Annotated in this window: 22 protein-coding genes; 9 read left to right on the top strand and 13 right to left on the bottom strand. The window is 38.9% G+C overall.

Translation table 11 applies throughout. From position 1 onward, the window contains the following. Positions 1-9 precede the first annotated feature (9 nt). Positions 10-975: a LysR family transcriptional regulator gene (locus FW757_RS01685; protein ID WP_182739219.1), complete on the bottom strand. Its 966-nt coding sequence runs from the start codon at positions 973-975 to the stop codon at positions 10-12. Between the two features lie 130 nt (positions 976-1,105). Between FW757_RS01685 and FW757_RS01680 the strand changes: the two genes are divergently transcribed. Next, positions 1,106-2,053, top strand: a complete 948-nt coding sequence (locus FW757_RS01680) for a sodium-dependent bicarbonate transport family permease (protein WP_182718891.1) — start codon at positions 1,106-1,108, stop codon at positions 2,051-2,053. 45 nt (positions 2,054-2,098) lie between these two features. On the opposite strand, the gene FW757_RS01675 is transcribed toward FW757_RS01680, so the two are convergent. From FW757_RS01675 to FW757_RS01665, 3 genes are all read right to left on the bottom strand, one after another. Further along, positions 2,099-5,020 (bottom strand): UvrD-helicase domain-containing protein, encoded by a 2,922-nt coding sequence (locus FW757_RS01675; RefSeq protein WP_182739218.1) that lies wholly within the window; start codon positions 5,018-5,020, stop codon positions 2,099-2,101. 86 nt (positions 5,021-5,106) lie between these two features. Beyond that, positions 5,107-5,616, bottom strand: a complete 510-nt coding sequence (locus FW757_RS01670) for a M23 family metallopeptidase (protein WP_145233049.1) — start codon at positions 5,614-5,616, stop codon at positions 5,107-5,109. Between the two features lie 20 nt (positions 5,617-5,636). Next, positions 5,637-6,581 carry a Gfo/Idh/MocA family protein gene (locus FW757_RS01665; RefSeq protein ID WP_446440805.1) on the bottom strand — a complete coding sequence of 315 codons (945 nt, stop codon included), beginning with the start codon at positions 6,579-6,581 and terminating at the stop codon, positions 5,637-5,639. A 301-nt stretch (positions 6,582-6,882) separates the two neighbouring features. On the opposite strand from FW757_RS01665, the gene FW757_RS01660 reads away from it, so the two are divergent. Further along, on the top strand, positions 6,883-8,052 hold the full coding sequence (locus FW757_RS01660) for an MFS transporter (protein WP_149980981.1): 1,170 nt from the start codon (positions 6,883-6,885) through the stop codon (positions 8,050-8,052). Between the two features lie 75 nt (positions 8,053-8,127). Here FW757_RS01660 and FW757_RS01655 read toward each other — a convergent pair whose 3' ends face one another. After that, positions 8,128-8,535 (bottom strand): hypothetical protein, encoded by a 408-nt coding sequence (locus tag FW757_RS01655; protein ID WP_446440804.1) that lies wholly within the window; start codon positions 8,533-8,535, stop codon positions 8,128-8,130. A gap of 461 nt (positions 8,536-8,996) precedes the next feature. Here FW757_RS01655 and FW757_RS01650 point away from each other — a divergent pair, with 461 nt between their 5' ends. The 4 genes from FW757_RS01650 (at position 8,997) to FW757_RS01635 (ending at position 14,609) form a co-directional block, all read left to right on the top strand. Next, complete coding sequence (locus tag FW757_RS01650) at positions 8,997-9,818, top strand: AraC family transcriptional regulator (RefSeq protein WP_182718886.1); 822 nt, start codon at positions 8,997-8,999, stop codon at positions 9,816-9,818. Positions 9,819-9,834: 16 nt separating this feature from the next. Beyond that, entirely contained in the window at positions 9,835-10,431 is a 597-nt protein-coding gene (locus FW757_RS01645) for a LysE family translocator (RefSeq protein ID WP_182718885.1), read from the top strand. Positions 10,432-11,004: 573 nt separating this feature from the next. Further along, complete coding sequence (locus FW757_RS01640) at positions 11,005-12,954, top strand: methyl-accepting chemotaxis protein (protein ID WP_446440803.1); 1,950 nt, start codon at positions 11,005-11,007, stop codon at positions 12,952-12,954. Between the two features lie 296 nt (positions 12,955-13,250). Beyond that, a complete protein-coding gene (locus tag FW757_RS01635; RefSeq protein ID WP_182718883.1) occupies positions 13,251-14,609 on the top strand; it encodes a GGDEF domain-containing protein in 1,359 nt (452 codons plus the stop codon). 62 nt (positions 14,610-14,671) lie between these two features. Here the strand turns inward: FW757_RS01635 and FW757_RS01630 are convergent, their stop codons facing one another. Beyond that, positions 14,672-15,499 carry a phytanoyl-CoA dioxygenase family protein gene (locus FW757_RS01630; RefSeq protein WP_446440802.1) on the bottom strand — a complete coding sequence of 276 codons (828 nt, stop codon included), beginning with the start codon at positions 15,497-15,499 and terminating at the stop codon, positions 14,672-14,674. A gap of 115 nt (positions 15,500-15,614) precedes the next feature. Next, positions 15,615-16,508 (bottom strand): LysR family transcriptional regulator, encoded by an 894-nt coding sequence (locus FW757_RS01625; RefSeq protein WP_149980968.1) that lies wholly within the window; start codon positions 16,506-16,508, stop codon positions 15,615-15,617. 91 nt (positions 16,509-16,599) lie between these two features. On the opposite strand from FW757_RS01625, the gene FW757_RS01620 reads away from it, so the two are divergent. Continuing rightward, entirely contained in the window at positions 16,600-17,523 is a 924-nt protein-coding gene (locus tag FW757_RS01620; protein ID WP_182739213.1) for a DMT family transporter, read from the top strand. 172 nt (positions 17,524-17,695) lie between these two features. Continuing rightward, positions 17,696-17,941, top strand: a complete 246-nt coding sequence (locus FW757_RS01615; protein WP_182718880.1) for a hypothetical protein — start codon at positions 17,696-17,698, stop codon at positions 17,939-17,941. A gap of 92 nt (positions 17,942-18,033) precedes the next feature. Here the strand turns inward: FW757_RS01615 and FW757_RS01610 are convergent, their stop codons facing one another. The 3 genes from FW757_RS01610 to FW757_RS01600 form a co-directional block, all read right to left on the bottom strand. Then, on the bottom strand, positions 18,034-19,383 hold the full coding sequence (locus FW757_RS01610; RefSeq protein ID WP_149980966.1) for an SPFH domain-containing protein: 1,350 nt from the start codon (positions 19,381-19,383) through the stop codon (positions 18,034-18,036). After that, positions 19,376-19,714: a methanolan biosynthesis protein EpsI gene (locus FW757_RS01605; RefSeq protein ID WP_182739212.1), complete on the bottom strand. Its 339-nt coding sequence runs from the start codon at positions 19,712-19,714 to the stop codon at positions 19,376-19,378. The genes FW757_RS01610 and FW757_RS01605 overlap by 8 nt, the downstream gene beginning before the upstream one ends. Before the next feature lie 266 nt (positions 19,715-19,980). Further along, on the bottom strand, positions 19,981-20,388 hold the full coding sequence (locus FW757_RS01600; RefSeq protein WP_149980964.1) for a hypothetical protein: 408 nt from the start codon (positions 20,386-20,388) through the stop codon (positions 19,981-19,983). A gap of 942 nt (positions 20,389-21,330) precedes the next feature. On the opposite strand from FW757_RS01600, the gene sbcB reads away from it, so the two are divergent. Further along, complete coding sequence (gene sbcB, locus FW757_RS01595; RefSeq protein ID WP_182731262.1) at positions 21,331-22,776, top strand: exodeoxyribonuclease I; 1,446 nt, start codon at positions 21,331-21,333, stop codon at positions 22,774-22,776. Between the two features lie 48 nt (positions 22,777-22,824). On the opposite strand, the gene FW757_RS01590 is transcribed toward sbcB, so the two are convergent. From FW757_RS01590 to FW757_RS01580, 3 genes are read right to left on the bottom strand one after another with little or no spacing between them, the layout of a single operon-like run. Beyond that, positions 22,825-23,487, bottom strand: coding sequence for a hypothetical protein (locus FW757_RS01590; RefSeq protein WP_246175522.1), 663 nt, complete (start codon positions 23,485-23,487; stop codon positions 22,825-22,827). Positions 23,488-23,525: 38 nt separating this feature from the next. Further along, the gene (locus FW757_RS01585) at positions 23,526-24,266 is read right to left on the bottom strand and encodes an iron transporter (protein ID WP_446440801.1); all 741 of its coding nucleotides are present in this window, start codon (positions 24,264-24,266) and stop codon (positions 23,526-23,528) included. Continuing rightward, positions 24,253-24,579, bottom strand: coding sequence for a cupredoxin domain-containing protein (locus FW757_RS01580; RefSeq protein ID WP_246175520.1), 327 nt, complete (start codon positions 24,577-24,579; stop codon positions 24,253-24,255). The genes FW757_RS01585 and FW757_RS01580 overlap by 14 nt, the downstream gene beginning before the upstream one ends. Positions 24,580-24,581 lie beyond the last annotated feature (2 nt).

Below are 24,581 nucleotides of genomic sequence, written 5' to 3'. Positions count from 1 at the left end.
AATTTTCAACTAACGAATTTGCTGATCAGCTAAACTTAGATTCAGCCCATGCAATTCATTACGTACCCATCGGCCATCTAAGTATTGTTCAAGGTGGTCTTGGGCAAATGTTAAAAAACTACGCGCAGCATGAGCAATATGCCGATCAGTGCGGATCACAAAGTACCAATGACTTGCTAAGCTTGCATCACTTACAGTTAATACTTTGAAGCCATGATCTCCTATTGGCAACACATGGCGAGACAGCACACCAATTCCCATTCCTGATGATACTGCAACGCGAATAGCCTCATTACTTGCCATTTGCACGCTGTTACTCAGTACTAAACCGCGTCTTTGCAGTTCGCTCTCAAATAACATCCGAGTTGCAGAGCCAGGCTCTCTTAATAAAAAGCGGTATTTCACTAGCTCAGAAAGTGCAACGTGTTGTTGATTAGCTAATGGATGATCAGTAGGCACAATAAACTCAAGCGGGTTTTTTAAAAAGCGTGCCGCTTTTGCATGTTCAAGTGACGGTGGATGGCTAAATACATAAATATCATCTTCACCGCGTTCAAAGCGCGCTAACACCTCTGCTCTATTGCCAATCTCAAGAGGCAACTCAACATGAGGATGCAAATTACTATAGGGCCCGAGTAATTTTGGCAAAATATATTGTGCGGTATTCACCATGGCGATTTTACATCGCCCGCGCTCGCCCCCTTTGAGTTCAGCTAAAAAATCGTTGTAATCATCAAAGTGGCCAAACACTCGTTGGCAAGTCCTAAATAACTCATGCCCGGCTTCTGTGACATGCAGTTTTTGTTGCTGTATAATCACCAGCGGCTCATCTACAGCCTCTTGTAAACGTTTAATTTGCAGCGACACCGTTGGCTGAGTTAAGTGTAAACGCCTTGCGGTTTCACTGATCGAGCCGGTTTTTACTACACTCATAAACACTTCAAGCAGCCGAAAAGAAATATGTCTTAAATCCATCGCTATCACATCCCCTTTGGTATTAATCAACCCATAGATAATAACCTATAACTAACTACCAATCATTTTATTATTTACAATGTATGATTTTATCTACAATAGCGCGACTTTAAATTAATAGGAGAAAGGTGTGCCAGATATTGTTGTAATGTTTTTTGTTTTGGGTTTAGTTGCGGGGATTTTACGTTCTGATCTCGTTATTCCAAAAGCAACTTACGAGACCTTAAGTTTGCTGCTGATGCTGACCATAGGCTTAAAAGGCGGCATGGTATTACACGGCAATCTTAGTTGGCAATTATTGCCAGAAATGGGCTCGGTGATGCTGCTTGGCGCATTTATACCTTTAATGCTCTACCCTATTTTAAAATATGTGATAAAACTTTCGGTAGCGAACAGCGCAAGTATCGCCGCCCATTATGGCTCCGTAAGCGCGGGGACATTTGCAGTCGCCCTCGCTTATGCTGAATCGGCGCAGCTAGCAGTAGGTGCTGAAGTAACCCTGTATTTAGTGATGCTAGAGCTTCCCGCGATTATCGTAGGGCTGTTAATTTATCGACGACTTGATAAACAACATAGTGCCGATAATACCTTATCGCTTAAAGCACTCTGGCATGAAACCTTAACCAATAAGAGCGTTATTCTCCTCGTAGGCGGTGTTGTTATTGGTATGATGTATGGCACACAGCAAGGCAGCCAAGTAACTGGATTATTAACCAATAGTTTTAAAGTCGTGCTTGCATTATTTTTACTCGAAATGGGTTTAACGGCAGCGCAAACATTACGCCCTATACCTTGGCATCACTGGAAACTGACACTATTTGCTATAATCAGTCCATTAATATTAGGCGCGATTGGAGTCAGTGTCGGCACTTTATTAGCGCTTGAGTTAGGCTCAATCGTTATCTTGGGGAGTTTAGTGGCCAGCGCATCTTATATTGCAGCGCCTGCCGCTATAAAAGCCGCAATCCCCAAAGCCGATATAGGTCTGGCTATGCTCAGTTCACTAGGCATCACTTTCCCATTTAACGTACTTATCGGTATCGGTTTGTATCATCAACTTGCTGTTGCGATGCAATAAATTAAACAATAGATAAGGGCTATTTAGCCCTTATCTATCTATAGGTTAAGCAAGCTCGGGCCATTGAATTGACTTACTGTCTTTGCCATTTTTACAGCTAAGTGGATCATTACCTTTATAATTTTTGCATCCCCAAAACTGCCCTTTTGCGCTATTGCGTAATACCATTTCAGCACCGCATTTATCACACGTTGGCACTAGATGGTTACAGGCTGTATTTATACATAATTTAAACCCTGTATAGCGACTGCGAGTCATTGGGCTTTGGCACTGCTCGCACGATTTTTCTTTATGCTCACAACGTGGAAATAACGAACAGCCGTAGAATGGCCCAAAACGACCATTGTGTTTTTTTAATACCCCGCTATCACAGCGCATACAGTTTATATCTGCGATATGTAATTGATCAACATCACTAGTAAATTCATCCAGTTCTATGTCATGTTCAGCAATTAACTCCGAGACAAAACAACTGCTATTGGTCATATCAGCAATGATGTAGGCGCGGTGTTTTGCGCGCGTTAGTGCAACGTAAAATAACCGTCGCTCTTGTGCGTAAGCGAAGTTTTCTGGCGCTGGTAATAAAGCTTCGATAATTGCGGGCGCAACTTTTTCAGATGGAAAACCATGTTTACCCTTTTGTAATCCGATAATAATAACATGATCGGCTTCTTTACCTTTTGAGGCGTGAAAAGACTGCGACTGAATTTTTAACAACGGATATTTAACACTCATGGTTTTAATATCCGTATTTGTTGGTAGCTGAAACCAAAATCGCGCTAAAAAATACACGGTTGTGGGTTTACATGCCTTGCTGTGTATTGTGCAGAGTATGTCATCAATCGCACCATTTAATAGTTCAGGAATGTCACTGTAATAACTATTTTTATAACCAATAGACGCATTACTACTGCGCCTTAATAACGACACACTAGGATGTGAAACCTGAGTTAAAGAAGTAATCGTTTTATCAAGCTGCGCGGGATTTTTTCTAATAAATGCTGAGGCAACTTCACCAATTTTATTATTAAAACGAAACGTAAGATCCAGCGCCGTTTGCGTAGTAAAGCCAAAATACGTTGCAAACTCAGTGGTCAACTTAATATCAGCGCCGCTGAATCGGTAAATTGCTTGCCAATCGTCACCCACTGCAAATGCTGAACTACCTTTGTTGCTATCGCGAAGTGCTTTAACCAATCGTGCTCTTGGCTGTGATATATCTTGAAATTCATCAACCATAATATAACGCCAAGGCGATTTAAACTTGCCCGACTCAACATACTCGATTGCCTTGATAATCATATCATCAAAGTCAATTTCACCGCGCTGCTGCAAGTGAGCGTTGTAGTTAGATAAAATTGGTTTTAATAGCGCCAACGCTTGGGTTGTTTGTTTGGCGTCAAGGGAGCGTTTAATGACATCAACTTCATCAGCATCAGTTAAATAAGCCGCCTTATATAAACTCAGCAATTGACTAAATAACGCAGCTAATACGGTGATCCTGCCAGTTTCTTTTAAGCTTTCGAGCAGTGATTCTAAGGGCAATATCTGTGTTTTCACGCTCGCACTTAAAAGCGCTTGTTCAAGTTCGTTTAACAGCTTACCTTGTTTATGTTGCCCATAAGTCAAAGCTATACAGTGAGTGTTATTACTGGCATGAGTGGTATTTTTCCAATCAATTTCGCTATGGTATTGCGCTTTATCAATGTAAGGCGCAGTATTGCCAGCGTCATCGATGCCGTAATATTCAATGTAAATATCGTACTCAGGTAAATAAAAATCAGGCTTGTACTGTCTGCGTTCAATGGTTTTTACGTCAACTTTATAAGGCGCTTCGTATTGATAATCTATGCCGTGATAAAACAGCCAATTAGCTATATATAACTCACCAAAGCTTTTTACCTTGTCGCCTTTTAGGCTACGGATATCGTTATCATTTAAGTAGCTGTAATAGTCACCCAATGTTTTAAAATCAAATTCATTTTTTTCAACATAATAGTATTTACTAAAATAATCTAAAACCAGATGACGATACTCGGCACTGTTTTCAATCAATGATTCAAAGCACTGCTGCACCCATTTTGCTTTCGCTTTTTCGTCTTCTGCAAATACACTCATAGTCGGTTTAGCACGTTCAACTTGTGAGATAATCGCCAGTCCGACACTATGAAAAGTAGCGGCTTTTATTTTATCGGTGGCGAGCTTATTTTCGATCCGTTGATCCATTTCATCAGCAGCTTTGCGACCATAGGCCAGCAATAAAATATCACTGTAACTTGCCTGCTGACTTTGCACTAAAAACCCAGCCCTGCCAATCATAACACTGGTTTTACCGGTGCCTGCGCCAGCCAATAACAAGTTATTATCGTCATCAATCACACAAGCACGTCTTTGACCTAGTGTTAATGGATTTGCTTCAACACGGTCAAAAAAAGCGTGGTGTAGGTTAAGTTGCTTAGTAACGTATTTTTGTTGTAGATACTGGGTAAGTGCAGCATCCCAGTTTGCATATTGCTCTAATACGTTTATTTTTTTATCCACTAAAACAAATGCGGGGCTGATTTTTATCCACGGCAACCAACGATCATGCTCTTGCTGTGCCAACCGCTGAATACGACTAACATAAGACTGGCGTAAATATCGCTGCTTGACCAGTTTTGTTATTTTATTAAGAAAAGTGTCAAGCTTAGCTTCATTAGCGTTCACCCAATAGCGTTCAAATTCAGTTTTAAATTTACGGTGAGCACCATATGCCAGCAGCGAAAATGTATGATTTTGTTGTGCCGTAACAAAAGAAATCGTTTGACCAAACAAGCCGAAAGCAAACGACGGCGGTGCCTCCAAATCACTCCAACTTATTTGTCTAGTTGAGTTACCTTGGAGAATAGTCAACATATGGTGATCAAACGCCAACATGGCTTTATTAGAAAACATCCTGCCAAACAGGCTAACTGCAATAGAATTCATTACTGCTGAATTCCTAAATAAAAAGAGTGAATTACCGGTATTTTAAGTTAATCAGCTGGATAAGTGTGAAAATAACGGCAATTATTTTAGCGTAGTTTTTCATCTGGATTTAAAAAGAACATTTTCTTCCAGCCTTGGCTTTGCGCGGTCATTAACCATGGGTACGGCAGTAGCGATAAAATAGAGTAATGTACGTGAGGTTGTTTACCTGCCGCATTCCCCGTGTCTCCTAAGCTACCAATCACCTCACTGACTGCAACATAGTCTCCTGCACTTACCGAATAACTTTCTAAGTGGGCAAAGTAATGCAGTCGCCACTTAGGCCCAAGTAATGCCACCACTTTACCACCGCGCTTTAGCTCACCTGAATACAGCACCACACCACTTACCGAAGCAACCACTGCCGTGTGTTTTTTGCCAAAAATATCTATCCCTTTGTGTACACCTGATTTACCCCAAGGGCTATACCAAAAGGTATTATGATGCCAATCATTTGCTGTTGCACCTTTGACTGGGATCACTATTTTTTCAGGTATGAGCAGCCCAATAACAAGGACTGTAAAGAACGTTAGTCCCATGTACTTCATCACTTTCATTACAACTTCCTTGAAATAGTTTAACAGTGAAATAGTTCATTATTGTTTGATACGTGTGCAACCAGCCACTCACACAACTCATGTGTTAAACTATCTTTTTTAAGCTGTAATTGGTCTACCTGCTGCGTTTTAACCGCCGTTAGCCATGCCTCTAGCATTGACTCAAAGCCCCGTTTATATAGCGTTGCTTGCCAATCATTTTGCATCGCGCTCTGCTGTATTCCATTGACCATAGAAGTCATATTGGTTAGCGATTCAAACCGCCACTTTTCATTCAAAGCAGTTATTTCAACCACTTCTTCATTACAGCCACTTAATCTATCCATAGCGCCTTGAAATAACCGCCCTTCAAACTCAAAACTAACATGTATTGCTGCCAATAAGCCTTGTGGATCTAGCTGTGAAAACACCTGTAACTGGGTAAGTTGATCAAAACGCTCTACATTTGCAAAATGGCATAAACTATCAACCACATGGATGAAGTCATCAAAAATAAAAGTGCGCGGCTGTGCTGGTAAATTTAAGCGGTTTTTTTGCCATTTAAGATGGCGTATTTGTGGCTTTGCAATATCGGCCATAATTGGTAAAAAGCGACGATTAAAACCTAAAAATAATGGCGTGTTATGTTTAGTTGCTAACGCAATAAGTTCACTTACCTCACTAAAACTATACGCTAATGGCTTATCCACAAACGTAGCGATTTTTTGTTCAAGTGCCTGCTTCGCAAACGTAAAATGAGACTCAGTATTAGTGTGGATCATCACCCCATCGGGCTTACACGCCAGTACCGCTTGGTAATCTGTAAAGCACTTTTGAACCCGATACTGCTTCGCTAACTGCGTTAATGTTGTCAGGTTTCGTGTACAAAAAATAGGATCGATCTGTGCATGTTGCGTGGCAATAGGTAAATATGCTTTTTGTGCTATATCCCCAAGCCCGACTAAAGCGATTGTTAGCTGGTTCATTTTTACTACTGCCTCTTGATGAAAAATAAAAACACAGCATACCAAGTTATTATTTAGATTGATAAAACAACTACAAATTTTAAACAATTTCGCTAAAAAAATGATACCAAAATGACGTAAATAACCGGTTTATTTACCTAACTAACCGTTCTAAATAAAATGTTGAGTAAATATTCAAATATAACTTTACTTGTGTTCAAAATCGGATTAAATTCGCCGCAAAATTAACCAACCAAAAATAATTGCCAGCTATTAAAACATTCCAACGCAATTATTTATGCCCTTTAAATCGGATTCTTTAATGGTTGAGCTCGCTGCCGGTCATAAACCAAATAACCCACTTGCGCCTGTTATTGGTTTGTCTTTTTTTGCTATTGCCTCAGGCTTTTTAATGAGTCTAATTCCTTTATCATTGAGCGCCTTTGGGCTTGATAATGAACTTGCCTCTTGGTTAGCTAGTGTCTTTTATCTTGGCTTATTAATTGGTGCTTTTTTTATTGAGCGTATTGTTGCAAGAGTAGGCCACCGTCATGCTTTTCTGGCATTTCTGGGGTTATTAATTTTCAGTGTTGCAGCACAGCTTATTTTACCTAATGCCAACGTGTGGCTTTTAGCCCGCTTTGTAGCTGGTATCGCCGTAGCTGGGGTATTTGTGGTGGTTGAATCTTGGTTACTAATGACTGACACTGCCAAAGCACGAGCTAAACGATTAGGCCTGTATATGACATCCCTGTACGGTGGCAGCGCCGTTGGCCAACTAGCTATCGATCCGCTTGGCACCAGTGGCCCACTCCCCTATTTGTTTGTTATTGCTCTATTATTTTTAGCGATGTTAGCACCGCTGCTGATTAAATCAGGGCAACCGCAAAGTCAGCACTCGCAAAAGCTACAATTAACTGAGTTAAAAAAGCTCAGTCGCCCAGCAATTTTAGGCTGTTTGGTATCAGGATTAGTACTTGGCCCAATATACGGTTTAATGCCAGTATATATCGCTGCCCAAAGTGAGCAGGCCGCTTTTACTGGCACCTTGATGGCGGTGATTATTTTAGGCGGTATGTTAGTACAGCCGTTGGTGAGTTATTTATCAACACGAATGGCAAAAAGCTTATTAATGGCATTATTTTGTTTATTTGGCGCGATGGGTGTAGTTGGTATTATGCAAGCTGTACACTTCAACGTATTGATGGCCAGTTACTTTATTTTAGGGGCTGCAAGTTTTGCACTCTACCCCATTGCCATCACCTTAGCCTGTGACGCATTGCCAATCGAAAAAATAGTCTCAGCAACGGAAATTATGTTACTGAGTTACAGCTTTGGCTCGGTCTTTGGGCCTTTGCTTGCTGCCAACTTATTTGCTTCAGCTAACGGCATTATGTTGTATTTAGGCGGTTGTTTATTCACAACCTGTATTTATATGCTGATCAAAAGCCTTAAAGGCATCTCCACTGACAATACCCCTGTGGCAGGATAAGCCATAGCCTAATAACGCAAAAACCCCATGCTGAGTTAACAGTATGGGGCTTTAATTCAAGTAATAAGGCCTAATTTATAACGATAGGTATTCTTTAGCACGAGTAAGGTTATGCGATACCATCGCGCTATCAGCCATTTGTGCAGCTTCATATAAATCTGAAAGACCAGCGGTATCATTTTTAGCCATCATACGTGATACACCGCGATTACTTAATGCAAACGATGTTAATTCACGTAATTTCATTTTTGGGCCTTCGCTTTGTTTTAGCAACGCAATCGCTTTAGTACAAATAGTTTCTGCTTGCGCGTAATTTTTTGATTTAACGTTTAGTGCGCAATTATTAAATGATTGTTCAACTGGCTGTGGTGCTGTTGCTGTCTCAATAACCATTAATTTGTAATCACTTTGATCAGCCATAGCAACAGCTGAACATGTTAATAGTGAGCTAAGAGCAATAGTTTTGATAAGTGTACGTTTCATGATTATATTCCTATTTGATTATTTGCCTAAATCGTGTCGTATCTGGTGCCTACAATTGAACTTTAGAGTGTTAGCTCAATTTCAACAAACGATAAAAATAAACCTAATAGGTGAAGAAAATTAACTTATAGACTTTAGTCTAATAAAACAGCTTCCTCGCTCTGTTAATATTAATTGCATTAAATTATTGACCTTATAGCTTCACGAAAATAACTCAATAACAGGGCAAAAATTATGACGTATAGTTGTTCTCTGCAATTGCTCTTGCATTGCTCTACCTTTTGCCTCCATGAATTTACTTTAACGCAATTATTGAGCTATTTGATCAGCAAGAATGCCCATATTTTTAATAGATATACTATAGCTGCTTGAATAGCTAAATCGCGCAATTTTGTTCAAGTTTTTATATTTCAATCTGCTTATACTCAAGCAATAGGTGATTAGCGAAGAGTGCGAAGCAAATGAATCAATTTCAGTACATCAACGATAAAACATTAAACCAGTTTACTTTGCTTGATGCGAAGATGACCGACTTTAGCTACTCAAAACATGCCCATGAAGAGTACTCACTGGGTGTTACCTTAAAAGGTCGGCAAGATTTTTTTAGTCAAAGAGCCTTTCACAAAAGTCCAACTGGCGGAGTAATAGTATTTAACCCAGAAGACGTTCACGATGGTCACTCAGGTTTAACAGAACATCTTGAATACGTTATGCTCTATGTACACCCAAATGAATTTGAACCAATGTTTAAAGCATTGGGTTACACCAAACATGCAACGCCAAGAGTCGCTACACCTTTGCTGGCAGACCCACAATTAGCACAGCAGATTTTAGCGCTCAAACAACTTATCAGTGGTAACAATTACACAACCATTGATACCGAAAACACGCTGTTTAATATTGCTCATTCAATCATCAAACAGACAGGCTGCGCCATAGAGCCGCTGGGGCTCAGTTCAAGAAAAGACACTTTATTACTTAAAGCAAAAGACTACATTATGGCGAACTTAGGTCATGACATCTCAATTGATGATATCGCTGGTGTCGCTACTATGTCGAAATATCATTTCATTAGGCTGTTTAATAAGCAGTTTGGCCTAACGCCTTATCAATATGTGGTGAACTGTCGGATAAATATGGCCCGAAAATATATCGAATCAGGCGCACGAGCATCTCAGGTCGCATTAGATTCGGGCTTTGCCGATAACAGCCATTTAAATCGCCATTTCAAGCGTATTTATGGTTTAACTCCTAAACAATACCAATTACAACTTTCGCTCTAAACAATAAGGGATCAAAATGTTAGAAATATTCGCTTATGCAATAGGTATAATGTACACCCCTGGACCCATCAATCTGCTCGGTTTACAAAGTGGCATCAATAATAAAACCACGGCACATTTAGGCTTTTTCTCAGGTGTAGCCACCGCGATGCTAATCTTATTTATATTACTAGGCTATGTGGGTATAGAGTTGATCCCGGCGAAAATATTACCAGTTTTAAGCTTTGCAGGTTGTTTATATATACTATATATCGCGGTTAGAATTGCTAAAACACAGGTCAATTTTAACAATCAAAAAACCACTACAAAATCGCTGTCATTTAGTAACGGCTTATGGATGCAGCTACTTAATCCCAAAGCACTGGCTGCGACATTACCCATCACCACCATTCAATTTCCAGCAGCGGATATATCAGGCATGGCAGTCATCGTTTGGTCATGTATCCTCGCATTACTAGCGTTTGGCGCTCCTGCGAGTTACTCATTAGCTGGCCATGCTATTGGTAAACATATGACAAACTCAAAATACTTTAAAATAATTAACTTAGTCATGGCTGTTTTGCTGGTCGTGGTTGCCATTGATATAGCCCTCACACACGTATTAGTACAGTAATTATGATTATTACTTCACTCAGTATGAGTGAAGTAAACAGTTAACTATCCTGCTTGAATCTCTACCTGCTTAATCTAAACCTTTTGATGAACGCACCACTGAATTCTAGCTGTTAAAAATAACATCTTGAAGATTACTTTCTGATAATTTCACATTTTTAACACTACAACCTTGCAACTACACCTTTAAGAGTAAGCATAACGGTTATTAAAAACCATATAAATGTAATATAATACCATATGATTACTTTGGCTCCTCTGCTAATCTACAAAGGAAATTAGTTTTTCTATATCAACCTGAACTCTGGTTAACATTTTAACTAACAGTTTGTTCTTATTTTATAAACTTATATTTCACCTTTCCATCCATAGACTTCCAGTGATAATAAAACGAATTTAAGATATAAGCATTTGATTATTAAATAAATCGAACGCTGGAAATAGCTGCTGGAAATAGATTTATTATCCACAGTTCAAATTATATTAATGGTTCATATTGTGTTCTTTACAGCGTCCCAGTCTTCACTGTTAAGAATATAATATGCTTAACCCCAACTAGAAGGTGTGATTATCAATGTTCAAAAATTTAAACTTAGGGAAAAAAATAGGTGTTGGCTTTGCAACGGTACTTTGTTTGTTATTAGTCGTTGTTGGCATCAGCATGAAAGCATTACAAAAAGCCAGTTCAGAAACAGATGAATACCAAAAAATAACGCAAGTCACTACTCTAGCAGGTAGAATTCAGGCCAATATGCTGATGATGCGAATGTCAGCCTCTAAATTTCTGCGCAATAAGGATTCCGAGTCAGTAAAAAGCTTTAAAGAGCGCTTTAATGCCACAATGCAATTTACTACAGATAGTAAAAACGATATCAGCGACCCCAAAATGAATGCTGTAATTGACCAAATATTACAGTTGATAAAAGAATATAATCAGGCGTTTGAGAGCGTTGTAGTATTAATGGATGATATACAAAAAAAACGTATACCTGCCCTCAGTCAATACGGTGAAGATGTGCGCCGTGAATTAGATTCAATTACCGACACGGCGTTTACTGATAACAGCCTGACCTCTTCGTATCAGGGCGCAAGTGCACTAAGTTCAATGCTAACTGGCCGTATTTTTGTACTTAAGTTTATTGGGTCGGTTAACAACAAAGACTACCAAGCTGCAATGAACTTTTTAGTCAACGATCTAAAAGGCGAGTTAGACACGCTCGATAGCAATCTACAAAATCCGCAAAGAAGAGCATCTCTTAAAAAAGCGATGCAAAGCTATAACTCATATATTAATCACCTTAAAGAACTTAATGAGCAGTTAATTAAGCAGAACGATATTTCACAAAATACCTTAGATATGATTGGCCCAAAAGTCGCGAATCTAATTGAAGACATTAAGTTGGAAATGCTGAGTAAGCAAACCGCTCTTGGCACTGAATTAAAAGAGGCTATTAGTTATAGCTTTTATTTTTTATTATCAATATCGCTACTCGCTATTGTTATCGGTATTGCAGCTGCAATGATGTTATCCCGCATTATTACCAAGCCAATTCATGAAGCAGTAGCAGCTGCAAATCAGCTAGCAAAAGGTCAACTTAATATAAATATACAAAACACTGCAAACGACGAAACTGGCTTGCTACTTAATGCTATTACCAATACAGCAAACAATTTAAAAGCAATGATCTCTACAATTACAAATGCAAGTAAAGAGCTTGAGTCTGCTTCACAAGAGCTTGCTGCGGTAACAGATCAAACCTCGCAAGGGATCCGCAATCAAGAATCTGAAACAGATATGGTTGCAACCGCTATGAATGAGATGACCATAACTGTGCGTGATGTAGCTAATAACGCAGCTCAAGCAGCCGATGCAGCAAATACTGCAAGTAACGAAGCCGTATTGGGTTACCAAGTTGTCAAAGAAACTATTTCCTCAATAAATAAACTTTCAAGTAATATTAATGATTCATCGTCCGAGTTAAGCGGTGTGCAACAATCTGTTGAGAGCATTAGCACGATATTAGATGTGATCAAAGCGATTGCCGAGCAAACTAACTTATTAGCCTTAAATGCTGCTATTGAAGCTGCCAGAGCTGGTGAGCAAGGTAGAGGCTTTGCAGTTGTTGCCGATGAAGTTCGTTCACTAGCATCTAGAACGCAAAATTCAACGGGTGAAATACATAATATAATCAAACAACTACAAACTGGCACAAATAGCACAGTGGCAACAATGGGTATAGGTAAAGAAAATGCCTTAGTATGTGTTACTCAATCTGAAAAAGCCAGTGCAGCACTTGAGTCAATTACAAATAGTATTTCAATCATAAACGACATGAATATACAAATAGCCAGCGCCGCAGAGCAACAAAGCTCTGTCGCCGAAAGCATTAATCAAAATGTTGTCAATGTGAAAACTATTTCTCAAGAAAACTCAGTTGCAGCAAGTCAAACTAAGAGTTCGAGTGAGGATATCGCCCGTTTAGCAACGCAATTAAATCAATTGATCGTTAAATTTACTGTTTAATGTCATTTTTATATGTAACTGTCTGGTGAAGATTAATTACCGCACAGTTACAGTGCCAGCCAAAATGACTTGTAGAGCTCCATAACCCTTTACCAAATATATAGTTAGCTTGAGCTTTGGTTTAAATATTTAATAACATGTTGATTAAAAATCAATATTCGTTTTACTCTCCAGCCAGAGATAGATTTATCATCAACAGATCAGAATAATTAATGCTTGCTGTGGTCATACTGAATAAGCTAGATTACGCGCTTTTTAAACTATACTTGAGGGACTATTAAGCAGTGAGGAACTTTATGTCGGTATTCAACTGGTACAATGCGTCAATAAAGCAAAAAATTGGTGGATTATTTGTTTTTTTATTAACGTTTTTGTTTTGTGTTATTGTTTTTTCGGCCTATAAAGTAAATCAAATAGAGCGTGAAATGCGCGTAGTGGCTTTTCTGGATATTCCGTTAAGTCAGTTAATGCAACAAGTGGAATTCATAGAGCTTGAACAACACCTGCAATTTGAGCAATTTCAACTAAAAAACAAAATTGATGATAAGCCGCTCAACCCACATCAACAATTTGCTTTTGAAAAACAAAAAATAAAACAATTGCTCGATAAAGCGGTAGCAATGATTAATCACTCATTAGCATTAAAAGAAGTCATATTACAGCCTGAAGCACATCAAAAAGTGGCCACCACAATTGAAAACTATACGCAAAAAAGTGACGAGTTCGAAAACTATTTAGAAAATGTTTACCAACAAAATCAACTTACTGAGCAAGCGCGGTTGCAAGTCGAAACAATGGCAACTGAGCTAGAAAGTGCAGAAAAACAAATAATAGCGCAATTAAATAAATTAACCTCTGATGATGCGTATTACACAGATCAGCACGAAAAAGACTTTCTATTTGTCAGCAGCTTACTCGGTATATGCGCCATCATCCTAGGCTTGCTGTTAACGACCTTTATTATTCAAATTATTTTACGTCGTATTCAACGCATCCAATCTAATATCGAAACGTTAAACTCTTCTGTTGAACACCATGAGTTACCCTTGGAACTTCAAAAAAAGATCAAAACTAAAGATGAGCTTGCAGCATTAGAACACGATATAAAAATTGTTATATCACGTTTGAATCAGGAAATGACTAGCCGTGAGGAAATTGAAAAACAATTAATAATATTAGCAACCCAAGATCGTTTAACCGGTGTATTTAACCGACACAAGTGGGAAGAACAAATAGAAAACCAGATCAATATGGCAGCACGAAGCGAATATCTATTTGCTTTAATAATATTGGATATTGATCACTTTAAACAAGTTAACGACCAATATGGCCATCAAATAGGTGATAAGTTATTAAAACATCTTGCGACACAATTACAGCCACAAATACGCACCATGGATATGCTGTTTCGTATCGGTGGCGAAGAGTTTGCAATTATTTCCCCCACACAAGATAAGCAACAAGCCCATCAACTTGCAGAGCGATTACGAATGTATATTAGCGAATTAGATGAAGTGAGCTTACCTAAAGTGACCGCAAGCTTTGGGGTAACATGTTATCAGGCAGATGACTCGAGTTCAGTTATTTTTAATCGCGCAGATAAAGCACTCTATGAGGCAAAAGCACAAGGTCGTAATTGTATCGTAGTCGCTTAACTTGTATTGGCTGTATTATTTAGGCTGGCTTTACACACATGTAAATACCTATGTTGATACTGTTAACTGGCAAACTCAATACAATATTCTGCCGGCTCTATTTGTACTTGAGTTACATACAAATCATTGGGTAGCTGCACATTATTAGCCATATCAGCTGAATTAAGCGCGTTGAGGTTAGCCATTAACGCTTGCCGCTTTTCGACCCACTCACTAGGAAAGCACGGATTATCAATAAAATGTGATACTGCTCTGAACTCAAAGTAGATCGTTCTACGTATAGCTGAACCTTTCTGTCTTCCTGATGCATGAACCGTGTTTACATGGTGAATTACCACATCCCCTGCATTGGCCGTAATATCCACACCCTGTAATTGTGCAATGGATAGCTGGCGCTTTAAATCACACACACTTGCTTGGCTACAATGAGACCGCGGGATCACTGTTAACGCCCCTTGCTGCGCTATAGCCTCATCTAAATATACCCCAACGGTAAAAATAGGCTCTTGAGTTCTCACCGCCATATCGCGGTGCCAATCAAATCCGCGTGCATCTAATGAATTTTTTATCACAAGTGACTCATAGCTAGGCAAAACAGCTTCGCCGATAATCGCTTCAACGTAACTCATTAGTTCGGTTTGCGCTAGCAGTTGAGCAAATTGTGGCTGAAATTGAAAAAGCTCATTAACGCGATAAACAAAAGGCTCATCTGCAGTTTGCATAACAGCAATATTATCCAATGGTAAACCGGCTACATAGTGTGACTGTGCTTGAGCAACCAGCTCATCACAAAAGTGCTGCAGTTTTGTGATTACACTTGGTTTAAGTACTTGTTTAATTTTTACAAAACCCTGCTGCTTAAACCGTTCAACCACTAAATTGGTTTGCATATTTAATATCTCCTTTTAATATACAGGTACTTAAATTTGTAGTCCGGCGCTATTAATAACTAAACAGGCTGTATTTCACTTTCCCAACAGTTCAGAAAAGTAATAAAAAAGCATACTAACCTTGCTCAAATCTAGCTAGCACATATTCGATGAATAATCTGACGCGCAATGGTATATGGTCACGATCCCGATATAACATAAATAAAGTGCGTGCCTTGCTTTGCCAATCAGGCAAAACATGCTGAAGCTCACCTTGAGCTATCATTGGTAATGCATAATAGTCAGGAATATAACCAATCCCCAAGCCTTTTTTAACCGCGTGTGTGAGCATTTGAATTTCATCAAGCTCTAAACGAATGCCCTTACTGGGTTGAAAATCATAAGCGTCATCATTTTGTTTATTTACTAATTGCCAAATAGACATCGGCTGGCAAATCACAGCGCTTTTTGCACATAAATCAGTGGGATGCTTAACACTGTCGGCCACCGTCTGCGAATTACTGCACAAAATAAAGTGAATATCTTTTAGTGGCCTCGCAATCCAATTATCAACCACCGTATTACCCACCCTAAACACCACATCCATTGCTTGCGCTTCAATATCAATTAAAGTATTCGAGAGCCTAATATCTAGTTGGATCTCAGGATATTGCAGTAAAAAATCATAAAAAATATCCCTTAAAAATTGCGAGCCGGCATTAATAGGTGCACTGATTATGATCTTACCTTTCGGTTGATTCTTCTCGATATGAAGATCATCATTAATGCCATCTAACTCAGCAAACAATGCACTCGAACGTTGGTAATACAGCTCCCCCATATGGGTCAGCGATACGCGATGAGCATCACGGTTTAACAATCTAAGCTGTAAATCATCTTCAAGTTGTCGAATACGACGGCTCAATGTTGATAAAGGCACTGATAAAGCCAGTGCAGCATCTTTAAAACTTTTTAAATGGGCAACAATACAAAAATAGCGTAAATCGTCTAGTGAATATCTATATTTCATTTTTGGAATCTACCCTCTTATTTTTGCTTGTTTATCCACATTATGGAAAGTAATACACTTGCCGCAACTTTTCAACATCTCTGGATTGCTGATGAACTTCTCAGCCAACACAAAGGCTATTTTACTCTTGTTATTATGTGCATTTTTTTGGGGAAGTTGTTTTCCTATTGGTAAACATGCATTAAATCAAGTACACGCACTGACTTTAGTATTTTGGCGCTTTAGTATTGCCGCAACCTGCTTGGCTATCTACTTAAAAATAATTAACAGTGCAAAACCGAGTTTAACGTTCAACCAATGGGCTTGGGTGATTATTGTTAGTGCTGTTGGCGTAGGTGGCTTAAACCTAGGTTTATTTACCGGGCTGGAACATACCAGTGCCGCAAACGGCTCGTTAATAATGGCGCTGAGCCCACTTTCAACCTCATTAATAAGCTCAGTTGCAAAGCGCTCAATGCCTACTGCAGCACAATGTTTTAGCTTAATCGTTAGCCTATCAGGTGTATTATTAGTTATCACCAATGGCGACTTAGCCGTGCTTTTGAATATGCAAATCAATGCCGGCGACAAAATGATCTTTTTAGGTATGTTAGCTTGGAGTTCATACACTTACTTTAGCCAAGGTATCAATCAGTACATGCCTGTATTGCCTTATACTTTTGTTAGTATGCTAAGTGGTGCAACAATCATTGGCTTAATGTGTTTAGTGACCGCCAATGTACACCCGCTTAGCGAACTCAGTAATAGCTCAATGGTAGGTATTTTCGATGTTATTTATATTGGCTTATTTGGAACTGTTGCCGGCTATCTTCTGTGGCTGAATGGCATACGCCAACTTGGCTCAGCGAATGCGTCGTTATTTTTTAACTTCGTTCCGGTATTTGCCATGTTAACAGCATTTTTGATGGGCCAACCAATTACAGAACTACAATTAATTGGCATTATTGTTGTGATCATCGGCTTATTACTGCCACGAATTGTTACCCCAAAACGCATTCCTGAACCTTGTAAATAACAAGTAATACAGCACCAGCTCATGATATATAGCGATGGGTTACCTACAACTCTATCGCTATTTAACCGCGTATTATTTTAGGATAAACAAGTAAGTGTGGCAGTTACTCTTTAAATAGAAAGAGTTACAATAATGCATTAGCAGCACACATAAACACCAAAGAGCAAAAAAAATGAAAAATAACGACACCTTTAAAACTATCGCCACCTTAATTTTTAAGCAGCTTTATAAGCAGTTTCCAACACCAGTCAATTTAGATCCGAAAGCTATTATAGAAAGTGCATCAGCAGAGCAAATCGAATCAGTTAAAGGCACAATTGCGTTTCTTAACTACGAGGGCTATATTTTTGCTACCCCAAGCGCGACTTTTTTATTAACTGAAAAAGGCTTTGATCACGCTTTATGTCCAAAGTTTTAAATATTAAATCAATACGTTAGCCTATAGTTCACTAAGGCTAATCACATAAAAAAGCCCTAGTTGACTAGGGCTATTAAATACAATTGACTGTTCTACTTTGTTTTTTTATCTTTATCTAAACGCTTTTGTAAGCTCAATGCTGCATCCGCTGCAAGTATGCGCATAAACTCAGAGCCATTGCTTTGCTCGCCCTGCCCGGCACCTATTACAATTTCAGGCACTAAACGACTATTACCTAAACTGGTGAATAAAGCAGTTTGAATTTTAACTTCAGCTTTTAGTGTTTCATCAAACACATACTTAGGATCAAGGGCTGCCGATTTAGCCCGTTGACGCGCTTCGGCAAGTACATCCATCCCCATCGCTTCTAAGCGCTGCTGTTTTAAGATCTCTGCTTGCTCTTTAGCCAATTCAGCTTTCACCGCTACGCGTTGCTGCGCAGAAATAATTGCATTCGCTTTTACTCGTTCAGCATCAATTTGTTCTTTGATTTTTAACTTTTCTGATTCTGCGCGCTGTTTAGCAATCGCTTGTTCACCTAGAGCAACTTCAGTACGGGCTTGTTGTTCAGCTTTTTTTAAATTCTGTCTTGCTAAAGCTTCATCAGCAGCCGCTTGCTTTTGTGCCTCAAGTCTTGCATTAACCTTACTTTCATAGTCAATATCAATAATACTGGCGTCAACCACTGTAATACCATACGCACCTAAAATAGGCGCATTACGTAATGCATTACCTTCTGAATCCTTTTTGATATTGATCGTGACACGTTGCTGTTTACTCAAATTATTTAGCTCATCCGTTTTATCACGTTCACCGCTACTAATAATTTGTTCAGTCACAAAAATACCATTAGTAAGTTGATCTGCAAAATCTTGGCTTAATTGACCATTACCACCAGAATAATGCTGCTCTACAGACATCATCCGCGCAGATGCCTTTACATTTTCAGTGGTAGCGCGCATTAATAAGTTTGAGATCAAGGTTTCTTGCGAACCAAACTCTTCATGGATCTTAAGTAATCCACGTAAAGAACCAGATTCACCAGCAGGCACATTACCAGGTAACCTAAATCGCGACACCCCTCTTGCACCGCCTGTTGTTGTATCTAAAAATCGAATCGGAATTAGCGGCACAATGGCGCTTGCTGTAGCACTACTGTCGCCAGTAAAGTTAATTGAAATAACTTTTTTATAAGCAGATGTAGAACCAAAAGCTTTTAAATAAGGTCCAGCCTGATCGATAACAGTTAAGTTACCCGTAAATGCCGATTGATGAACTAAACGTTCATCAGCTTCATTCCATGAAATAACTTGCGACATAAGCGTAGCAATTACAGCTAATACTATAAAAATAGCACTCACTAAAATAACATTACGACGACCAAATCGACTTATAAAAGAACTTTTATTGCCTTGAGGGGTTACAGCTTGCTGACTATCCATTTTTATTACTCTCCATATCTAATTTTTTCTTAACAAAGTAAATAATTTCTTGCTCACTTAGTTGCCCGCAAAAACTACCAGAGCGATGCAACTCGATGAAAGTTGTTAAAATATCTTCTTTGCTTTTAAGCACTTCATTTTCGGTTTCTTGGGTTTTATTCTTTTCTGTTAGCTGGGTAATTAACTCATCTACAATCGTGTCTTTATCAAATAACACATTGTATTCTTTAAATTTATTAATCCTATTTTTATGCATGTTACTGTAAATTATATACAAAGCAGCGCACAAAATAATGATGAGTATCGTTATCCCAATAAGGTAAAAAATCATAAAATCTACTTATATTGTTTTAATATTGGGGGGGTTGGTAATAAGTGTAAAAATGGTTTACACCTGTTAAGCCGAGTATTATACAAGGTAACAGGAACAAAATGCAGGTTTTAAAATACCAAGAAGAAATATAATTTCTCTAATTGTATAAGTAATAACATATAAGTGAGTTTTACGGTTGGCTCAGAAGAGAAACACTTTAAAAAACAAAAAACCACGTTGGCTTAGCCTAACGTGGTTTTGTCTTTAATCGTTTATAAAAACAATTATAAAGAAAGGTATTCTTTAGCGCGCGTCAGGTTATGAGAAACCATTTCGCTATCAGCGATTTGTGCCGCTTCGTATAAATCAGAAAGACCAGCCGTATCATTGTTTGCCATCATACGTGACACACCACGGTTGCTTAATGCAAATGATGTTAGCTCGCGAACTTTCATACGTGGACCATTACTTTGCTTTAGCAATGCAATTGCTTTGGTACAAATTTCATCTGCTTGTGCATAATTTTTTGATTTCACATTTAATGCACAGTTATTAAATGATTGTTCTACTGGCTGAGACGCTGCCGCATTATCAATAATCATTAATTTGTAATCACTTTGATCAGCCATAACAGCCGCTGAGCAAGTAAATAATGAGCCAAGTGCGATGGTTTTGATTAGTGAACGTTTCATGATTATATTCCTATTTGGTTTGAGTCGTGTCATATCGTCTGGGTTGCCGACAACTGAACTTTAGAGTGTTGGCTCAATTTCGACAAACGATAAAACTAAACCCGATAGGTGAAGAAAATTAACTTATAGACTTTAGTCTAATAAACGAACTGATATTCTATTTATTAACGGCATTAAATTGTTCATATACGCCTGACAATGAAATATTACTGGACTTGTACGTAATCGCTATTAGTATTGAATATAAGATAAGTTGTGGACTTTATATTTAGTTTCAGCAACTTAATTATAAAAATAATAATTCTCTTGTTATTTTCAAAGTTGAAATCCTCAACTTGGCTAAACGAGCCTCTGATTGCCGAGTCCCAATTATATAAATTAGCTGCAAACATGCTTTTAAGCTCTTTCTAGTCGTAACAATCTGAAAATAAGCAATTGATGATGAATTCCATCTGAGTAATGAGAAAAGCTGTAAAGTATAGAACATGATAAAAAGGTAAAAAACATTCGTGGCTAAAGCACACTCCTACTTATAGGGCCAAAAAGCTCAACAACAATTTAAATATTGCTTTTAATTTAGAGCACTGATTTATAAAAGCTTTAACGCTGATACTCGCCCTTGCTTTCTCGACCAAAAAATACGCCAGCAAGCTTAACGCCTACGATAATGCTCTTGTAGCTCGCAGTAAAATTTTTTCGGGCTAAAACTCAACCTACAATTGAATGTATTCATAGTTATGAGTTTTTAAGCAGGCTTTTCTTTTAATGATTAATTAGGTTTCGCAACACTTAAGCCAAGCTACCCGAGAATAGTATGATTACCATCATTTCATCATCCAAACCTATAAACTCCCTCGCCTGTATGCCATAATCTAAATAATTCATGAATTTAGTAACTTGGCGGTATTACAACCGCTTCAAGCTAACTTAAAGGGTTTTTAAATGGCTTATCAAGAGCAAAATCAAGCAACTATTTATTGGCACGATTATGAGACCTGGGGGGCGAGTCCGCAAAAGGATAAGCCGAGCCAGTTTGCGGGTGTTCGTACTGATCTTGATTTAAACATTATTGGTGAGCCGCTGATTGAATATTGCAAACCTGTAGCTGATTATTTACCGCATCCTGAGGCATGTTTGATCACCGGTATTACTCCGCAAGTGGCGATGCAAAAAGGTTTAGTTGAGGCTGACTTTATTGCCAAAATTCATGCTGAGTTTAGCGTGCCAAATACCTGCGTGGCCGGTTATAACAGCATTCGTTTTGATGATGAAGTAAGTCGTTACAGCTTTTATCGTAACTTTTACGACCCTTACGAACGCGAATACAAAAACAATAACAGCCGCTGGGATATTATAGATTTAGTGCGTGCTTGTTATGCACTGCGCCCTGAAGGTATTGAATGGCCGTTAAAAGAAGATGGTAGCCCAAGCTTTAAGTTGGAACATTTAACCGTTGCTAACGGCATTGAACACGCTGCGGCACATGATGCACTAAGCGATGTAACCGCGACGATTGCTTTGGCTAAACTAATAAAAGAAAAACAGCCAAAACTGTATAACTTCTTTTTTAGTTTGCGCGGTAAAAAAGCCTTAGCTGAGTTAGTTGATGTGTTTAATATGACGCCGCTGGTGCATACTTCATCACGTATTCCTGCTACCCAAGGCTGTACCAGTTGGATTGCGCCAATGAGCTTTCATCCGACTAATAAAAATGCAGTAGTGTGTTTTAACTTAACCGAAGATCCGCAGGTATTACTCGATTTATCAATTGAAGAGTTGCGCACCCGCCTTTATACCAAGCGCAGTGAGCTTGCCGATGATGAACTGCCTGTTGGTTTAAAACTGGTACATTTAAATAAATGCCCTATTTTAGCGCCTGCTAAAACCTTATTACCTGAAAACGCCGCCCGCTTAGGCATTGACCGCGAGCAGTGTTTAAAAAATCTTGCGATTTTAAAAGCCAACCCAAGTCTTCGCGATAAAGTCACTGAAGTATTTAACGATAAGCCCGATTACGGTAAAACCACCAATACTGATTACATGTTATACGACGGCTTCACCAGTCATGCTGATAAAGCTAAATTTGCCATTATCCGTGATGCCAGCCCTGAGCAATTAGCGGGTATGAAGTTGGATTTTGAAGATAAAAAGTTTGATAACTTATTGTTTAAATACCGTGCCCGTAATTGGCCGCAATCGCTTAATCAAGATGAACTTGATCAGTGGCGTCAATATTGCCAAAACAAATTAATGCATGGTGAAGATCAACCATCGATCAGCGCACAAGATTTTATGGTTACGCTAGAAAATCTCGCCCATGAACATGACGATAATGAAAAAAATCTGACTATTCTAAAAGCGCTTTATAACTACGCGCAAAGTATGTAGTTTGCAGAGATTTAAAGCCGCGAGTAGAGTTATTCGCGGCTTTTTACTTTAAAATTCAAACTCTAGGGCAAGGCGAAAACTATGATCTTTACCTTGTTGGCTCAGCTCGGTCACAAATCCTGCTTCCCACTTTAGTTGTCGCTTCGCTGAAAATCGATGCAGGCCAATAAAACCAGGGCCAATACCAAAGAAGTCTTCTCCGGCGTATAGCTCTAATGCAGGCTGAAACTCAGAGCGAAAACGATAACGATACTGTGCGCGAAACTCAGTTTCCCATTCGTTTTTAATATCACCGCCCCACTCGTAGACTAAAAATGCATTCATGGTGAGGCTAGTCCGACCAAATTCTTTTTCCCATAAAAAGCCAGTTGTGGCTTCATAACTATCTTTGCCTTCTTGCTTTTCAAGTTCAAATAAGGCGCCCCAATCAGCCCACAGCCGCCCTTGCTCCACCAACTGCCAACGCAGTTCTAGTTCGTAGGCTGAGAAGCCAAAGTTACCGTCGTCATCACGTTCTCCAACCGCATAACCTTCCAAACTCATGGTATCGTTAAACGAGCCACCTAAGCCAATTCGTTGGGCTAAAATATTGCCCTTATCTGTTTGATGAGAGATCAAACGCCATTCAAATTCGCGCTCAAATGGTAGTACGTAAGGGTGGTAAACTTTATCTACGACTATTCCATCGGCTCGCACATTAAACGATGCCATGAACAAAAGCGAAGTTAAGCACCACGCGAGAATAAATCTCATGATGGCTCCTTTTGAGAAAATTGCCGAGTAAATACTATACTGGTGCCAATAAAGGCTAAAACCGCCACTAGATAAAGCCATAATGCAGTTTTGCTTGGCGTTGCTTCATAGCCGACTAAGGCTTTGAGTACACGGCCTAACTCTGAGTTTTCGACTAGCACTGCACGCCAATCAAAGTAGTTGGACGTAATATTGATCAAGTCAATTTGGCTGGCCAGATCTAATACTATCAGTAATTTTGCCGAGGCATTAAAAGCCAAAAACAACATCAGTGGATACACACCAAATCGTGCTCTAACACTATGCAGTAAAAATAATAGCAACACACCAAAACTACCACAGATCCCTATTCCCAAAGATGTCCCTATAAGCAAAGGTTTTGCTGTATCGGTGTTATGCCAAAAACCAACCAGATAAATAAAATAGTGACTCAAATACAGCGCCATAACCGCAACTATTGCAAGCAATGCGAATATACGCTGCTGTTTACAACTTATTAGTGATGCAATATACACAATGACACATAACAGCATTTGACTAAACTCAAGGCCGCGATGATCAAATAACTGGCTCAACCAAGCGGCACTTTGTACATAAATAATACTACAAAGCAGCCCAACAAAAGCGGTCACTATCAGCACGTGCTGGTTTAGCTTTAGCAATGACTGTAACAGCACGAGTAAAATTACGACCGGTAACAGCTGATTTATACTCATCAATAAACTAGTTATCAGCATCAGTCTTTCCTTCTACTAATACTGCCCCACGGGCTGTGTTAGGTGAAAACTCGCCAAAAAACTCATAACGCCCAGGGCTCAGTGGCCCGATATAAATCACACTACTACGATTAGGATACAGCACTTTTTCTCGATTTAAATCAAAACTGTCAAACTCTTCTGGCGTACTATCTTGATTTTCAATTAAAAGTTTTAGTTTAGTATTGGCAGGAACAATGATCTCCGCGGGATAAAAAAGGTGATCTTTTAAAATTAATTTATATTCTTTAGCAAAACACGAAAATGGTAATACGCTAAATAGCAGCAGGCTGATAA

Source organism: Pseudoalteromonas sp. 1181_04 (genome assembly GCF_052850545.1).
Note: the sequence above shows the minus strand (reverse complement) of the source record. Positions and strands in the feature narration are given on the sequence as shown.

Coding starts and splice junctions, on each gene's coding strand:
- FW757_RS01685 (WP_182739219.1), bottom strand. CDS start 975: ATGGATTTAAGACATATTTCTTTTCGGCTGCTTGAAGTGTTTATGAGT.
- FW757_RS01675 (WP_182739218.1), bottom strand. CDS start 5,020: ATGAATTCTATTGCAGTTAGCCTGTTTGGCAGGATGTTTTCTAATAAA.
- FW757_RS01670 (WP_145233049.1), bottom strand. CDS start 5,616: ATGAAAGTGATGAAGTACATGGGACTAACGTTCTTTACAGTCCTTGTT.
- FW757_RS01665 (WP_446440805.1), bottom strand. CDS start 6,581: ATGAACCAGCTAACAATCGCTTTAGTCGGGCTTGGGGATATAGCACAA.
- FW757_RS01660 (WP_149980981.1), top strand. CDS start 6,883: ATGGTTGAGCTCGCTGCCGGTCATAAACCAAATAACCCACTTGCGCCT.
- FW757_RS01655 (WP_446440804.1), bottom strand. CDS start 8,535: ATGAAACGTACACTTATCAAAACTATTGCTCTTAGCTCACTATTAACA.
- FW757_RS01650 (WP_182718886.1), top strand. CDS start 8,997: ATGAATCAATTTCAGTACATCAACGATAAAACATTAAACCAGTTTACT.
- FW757_RS01645 (WP_182718885.1), top strand. CDS start 9,835: ATGTTAGAAATATTCGCTTATGCAATAGGTATAATGTACACCCCTGGA.
- FW757_RS01640 (WP_446440803.1), top strand. CDS start 11,005: ATGTTCAAAAATTTAAACTTAGGGAAAAAAATAGGTGTTGGCTTTGCA.
- FW757_RS01635 (WP_182718883.1), top strand. CDS start 13,251: ATGTCGGTATTCAACTGGTACAATGCGTCAATAAAGCAAAAAATTGGT.
- FW757_RS01630 (WP_446440802.1), bottom strand. CDS start 15,499: ATGCAAACCAATTTAGTGGTTGAACGGTTTAAGCAGCAGGGTTTTGTA.
- FW757_RS01625 (WP_149980968.1), bottom strand. CDS start 16,508: ATGAAATATAGATATTCACTAGACGATTTACGCTATTTTTGTATTGTT.
- FW757_RS01620 (WP_182739213.1), top strand. CDS start 16,600: ATGAACTTCTCAGCCAACACAAAGGCTATTTTACTCTTGTTATTATGT.
- FW757_RS01615 (WP_182718880.1), top strand. CDS start 17,696: ATGAAAAATAACGACACCTTTAAAACTATCGCCACCTTAATTTTTAAG.
- FW757_RS01610 (WP_149980966.1), bottom strand. CDS start 19,383: ATGGATAGTCAGCAAGCTGTAACCCCTCAAGGCAATAAAAGTTCTTTT.
- FW757_RS01605 (WP_182739212.1), bottom strand. CDS start 19,714: ATGATTTTTTACCTTATTGGGATAACGATACTCATCATTATTTTGTGC.
- FW757_RS01600 (WP_149980964.1), bottom strand. CDS start 20,388: ATGAAACGTTCACTAATCAAAACCATCGCACTTGGCTCATTATTTACT.
- sbcB (WP_182731262.1), top strand. CDS start 21,331: ATGGCTTATCAAGAGCAAAATCAAGCAACTATTTATTGGCACGATTAT.
- FW757_RS01590 (WP_246175522.1), bottom strand. CDS start 23,487: ATGGCATCGTTTAATGTGCGAGCCGATGGAATAGTCGTAGATAAAGTT.
- FW757_RS01585 (WP_446440801.1), bottom strand. CDS start 24,266: ATGCTGATAACTAGTTTATTGATGAGTATAAATCAGCTGTTACCGGTC.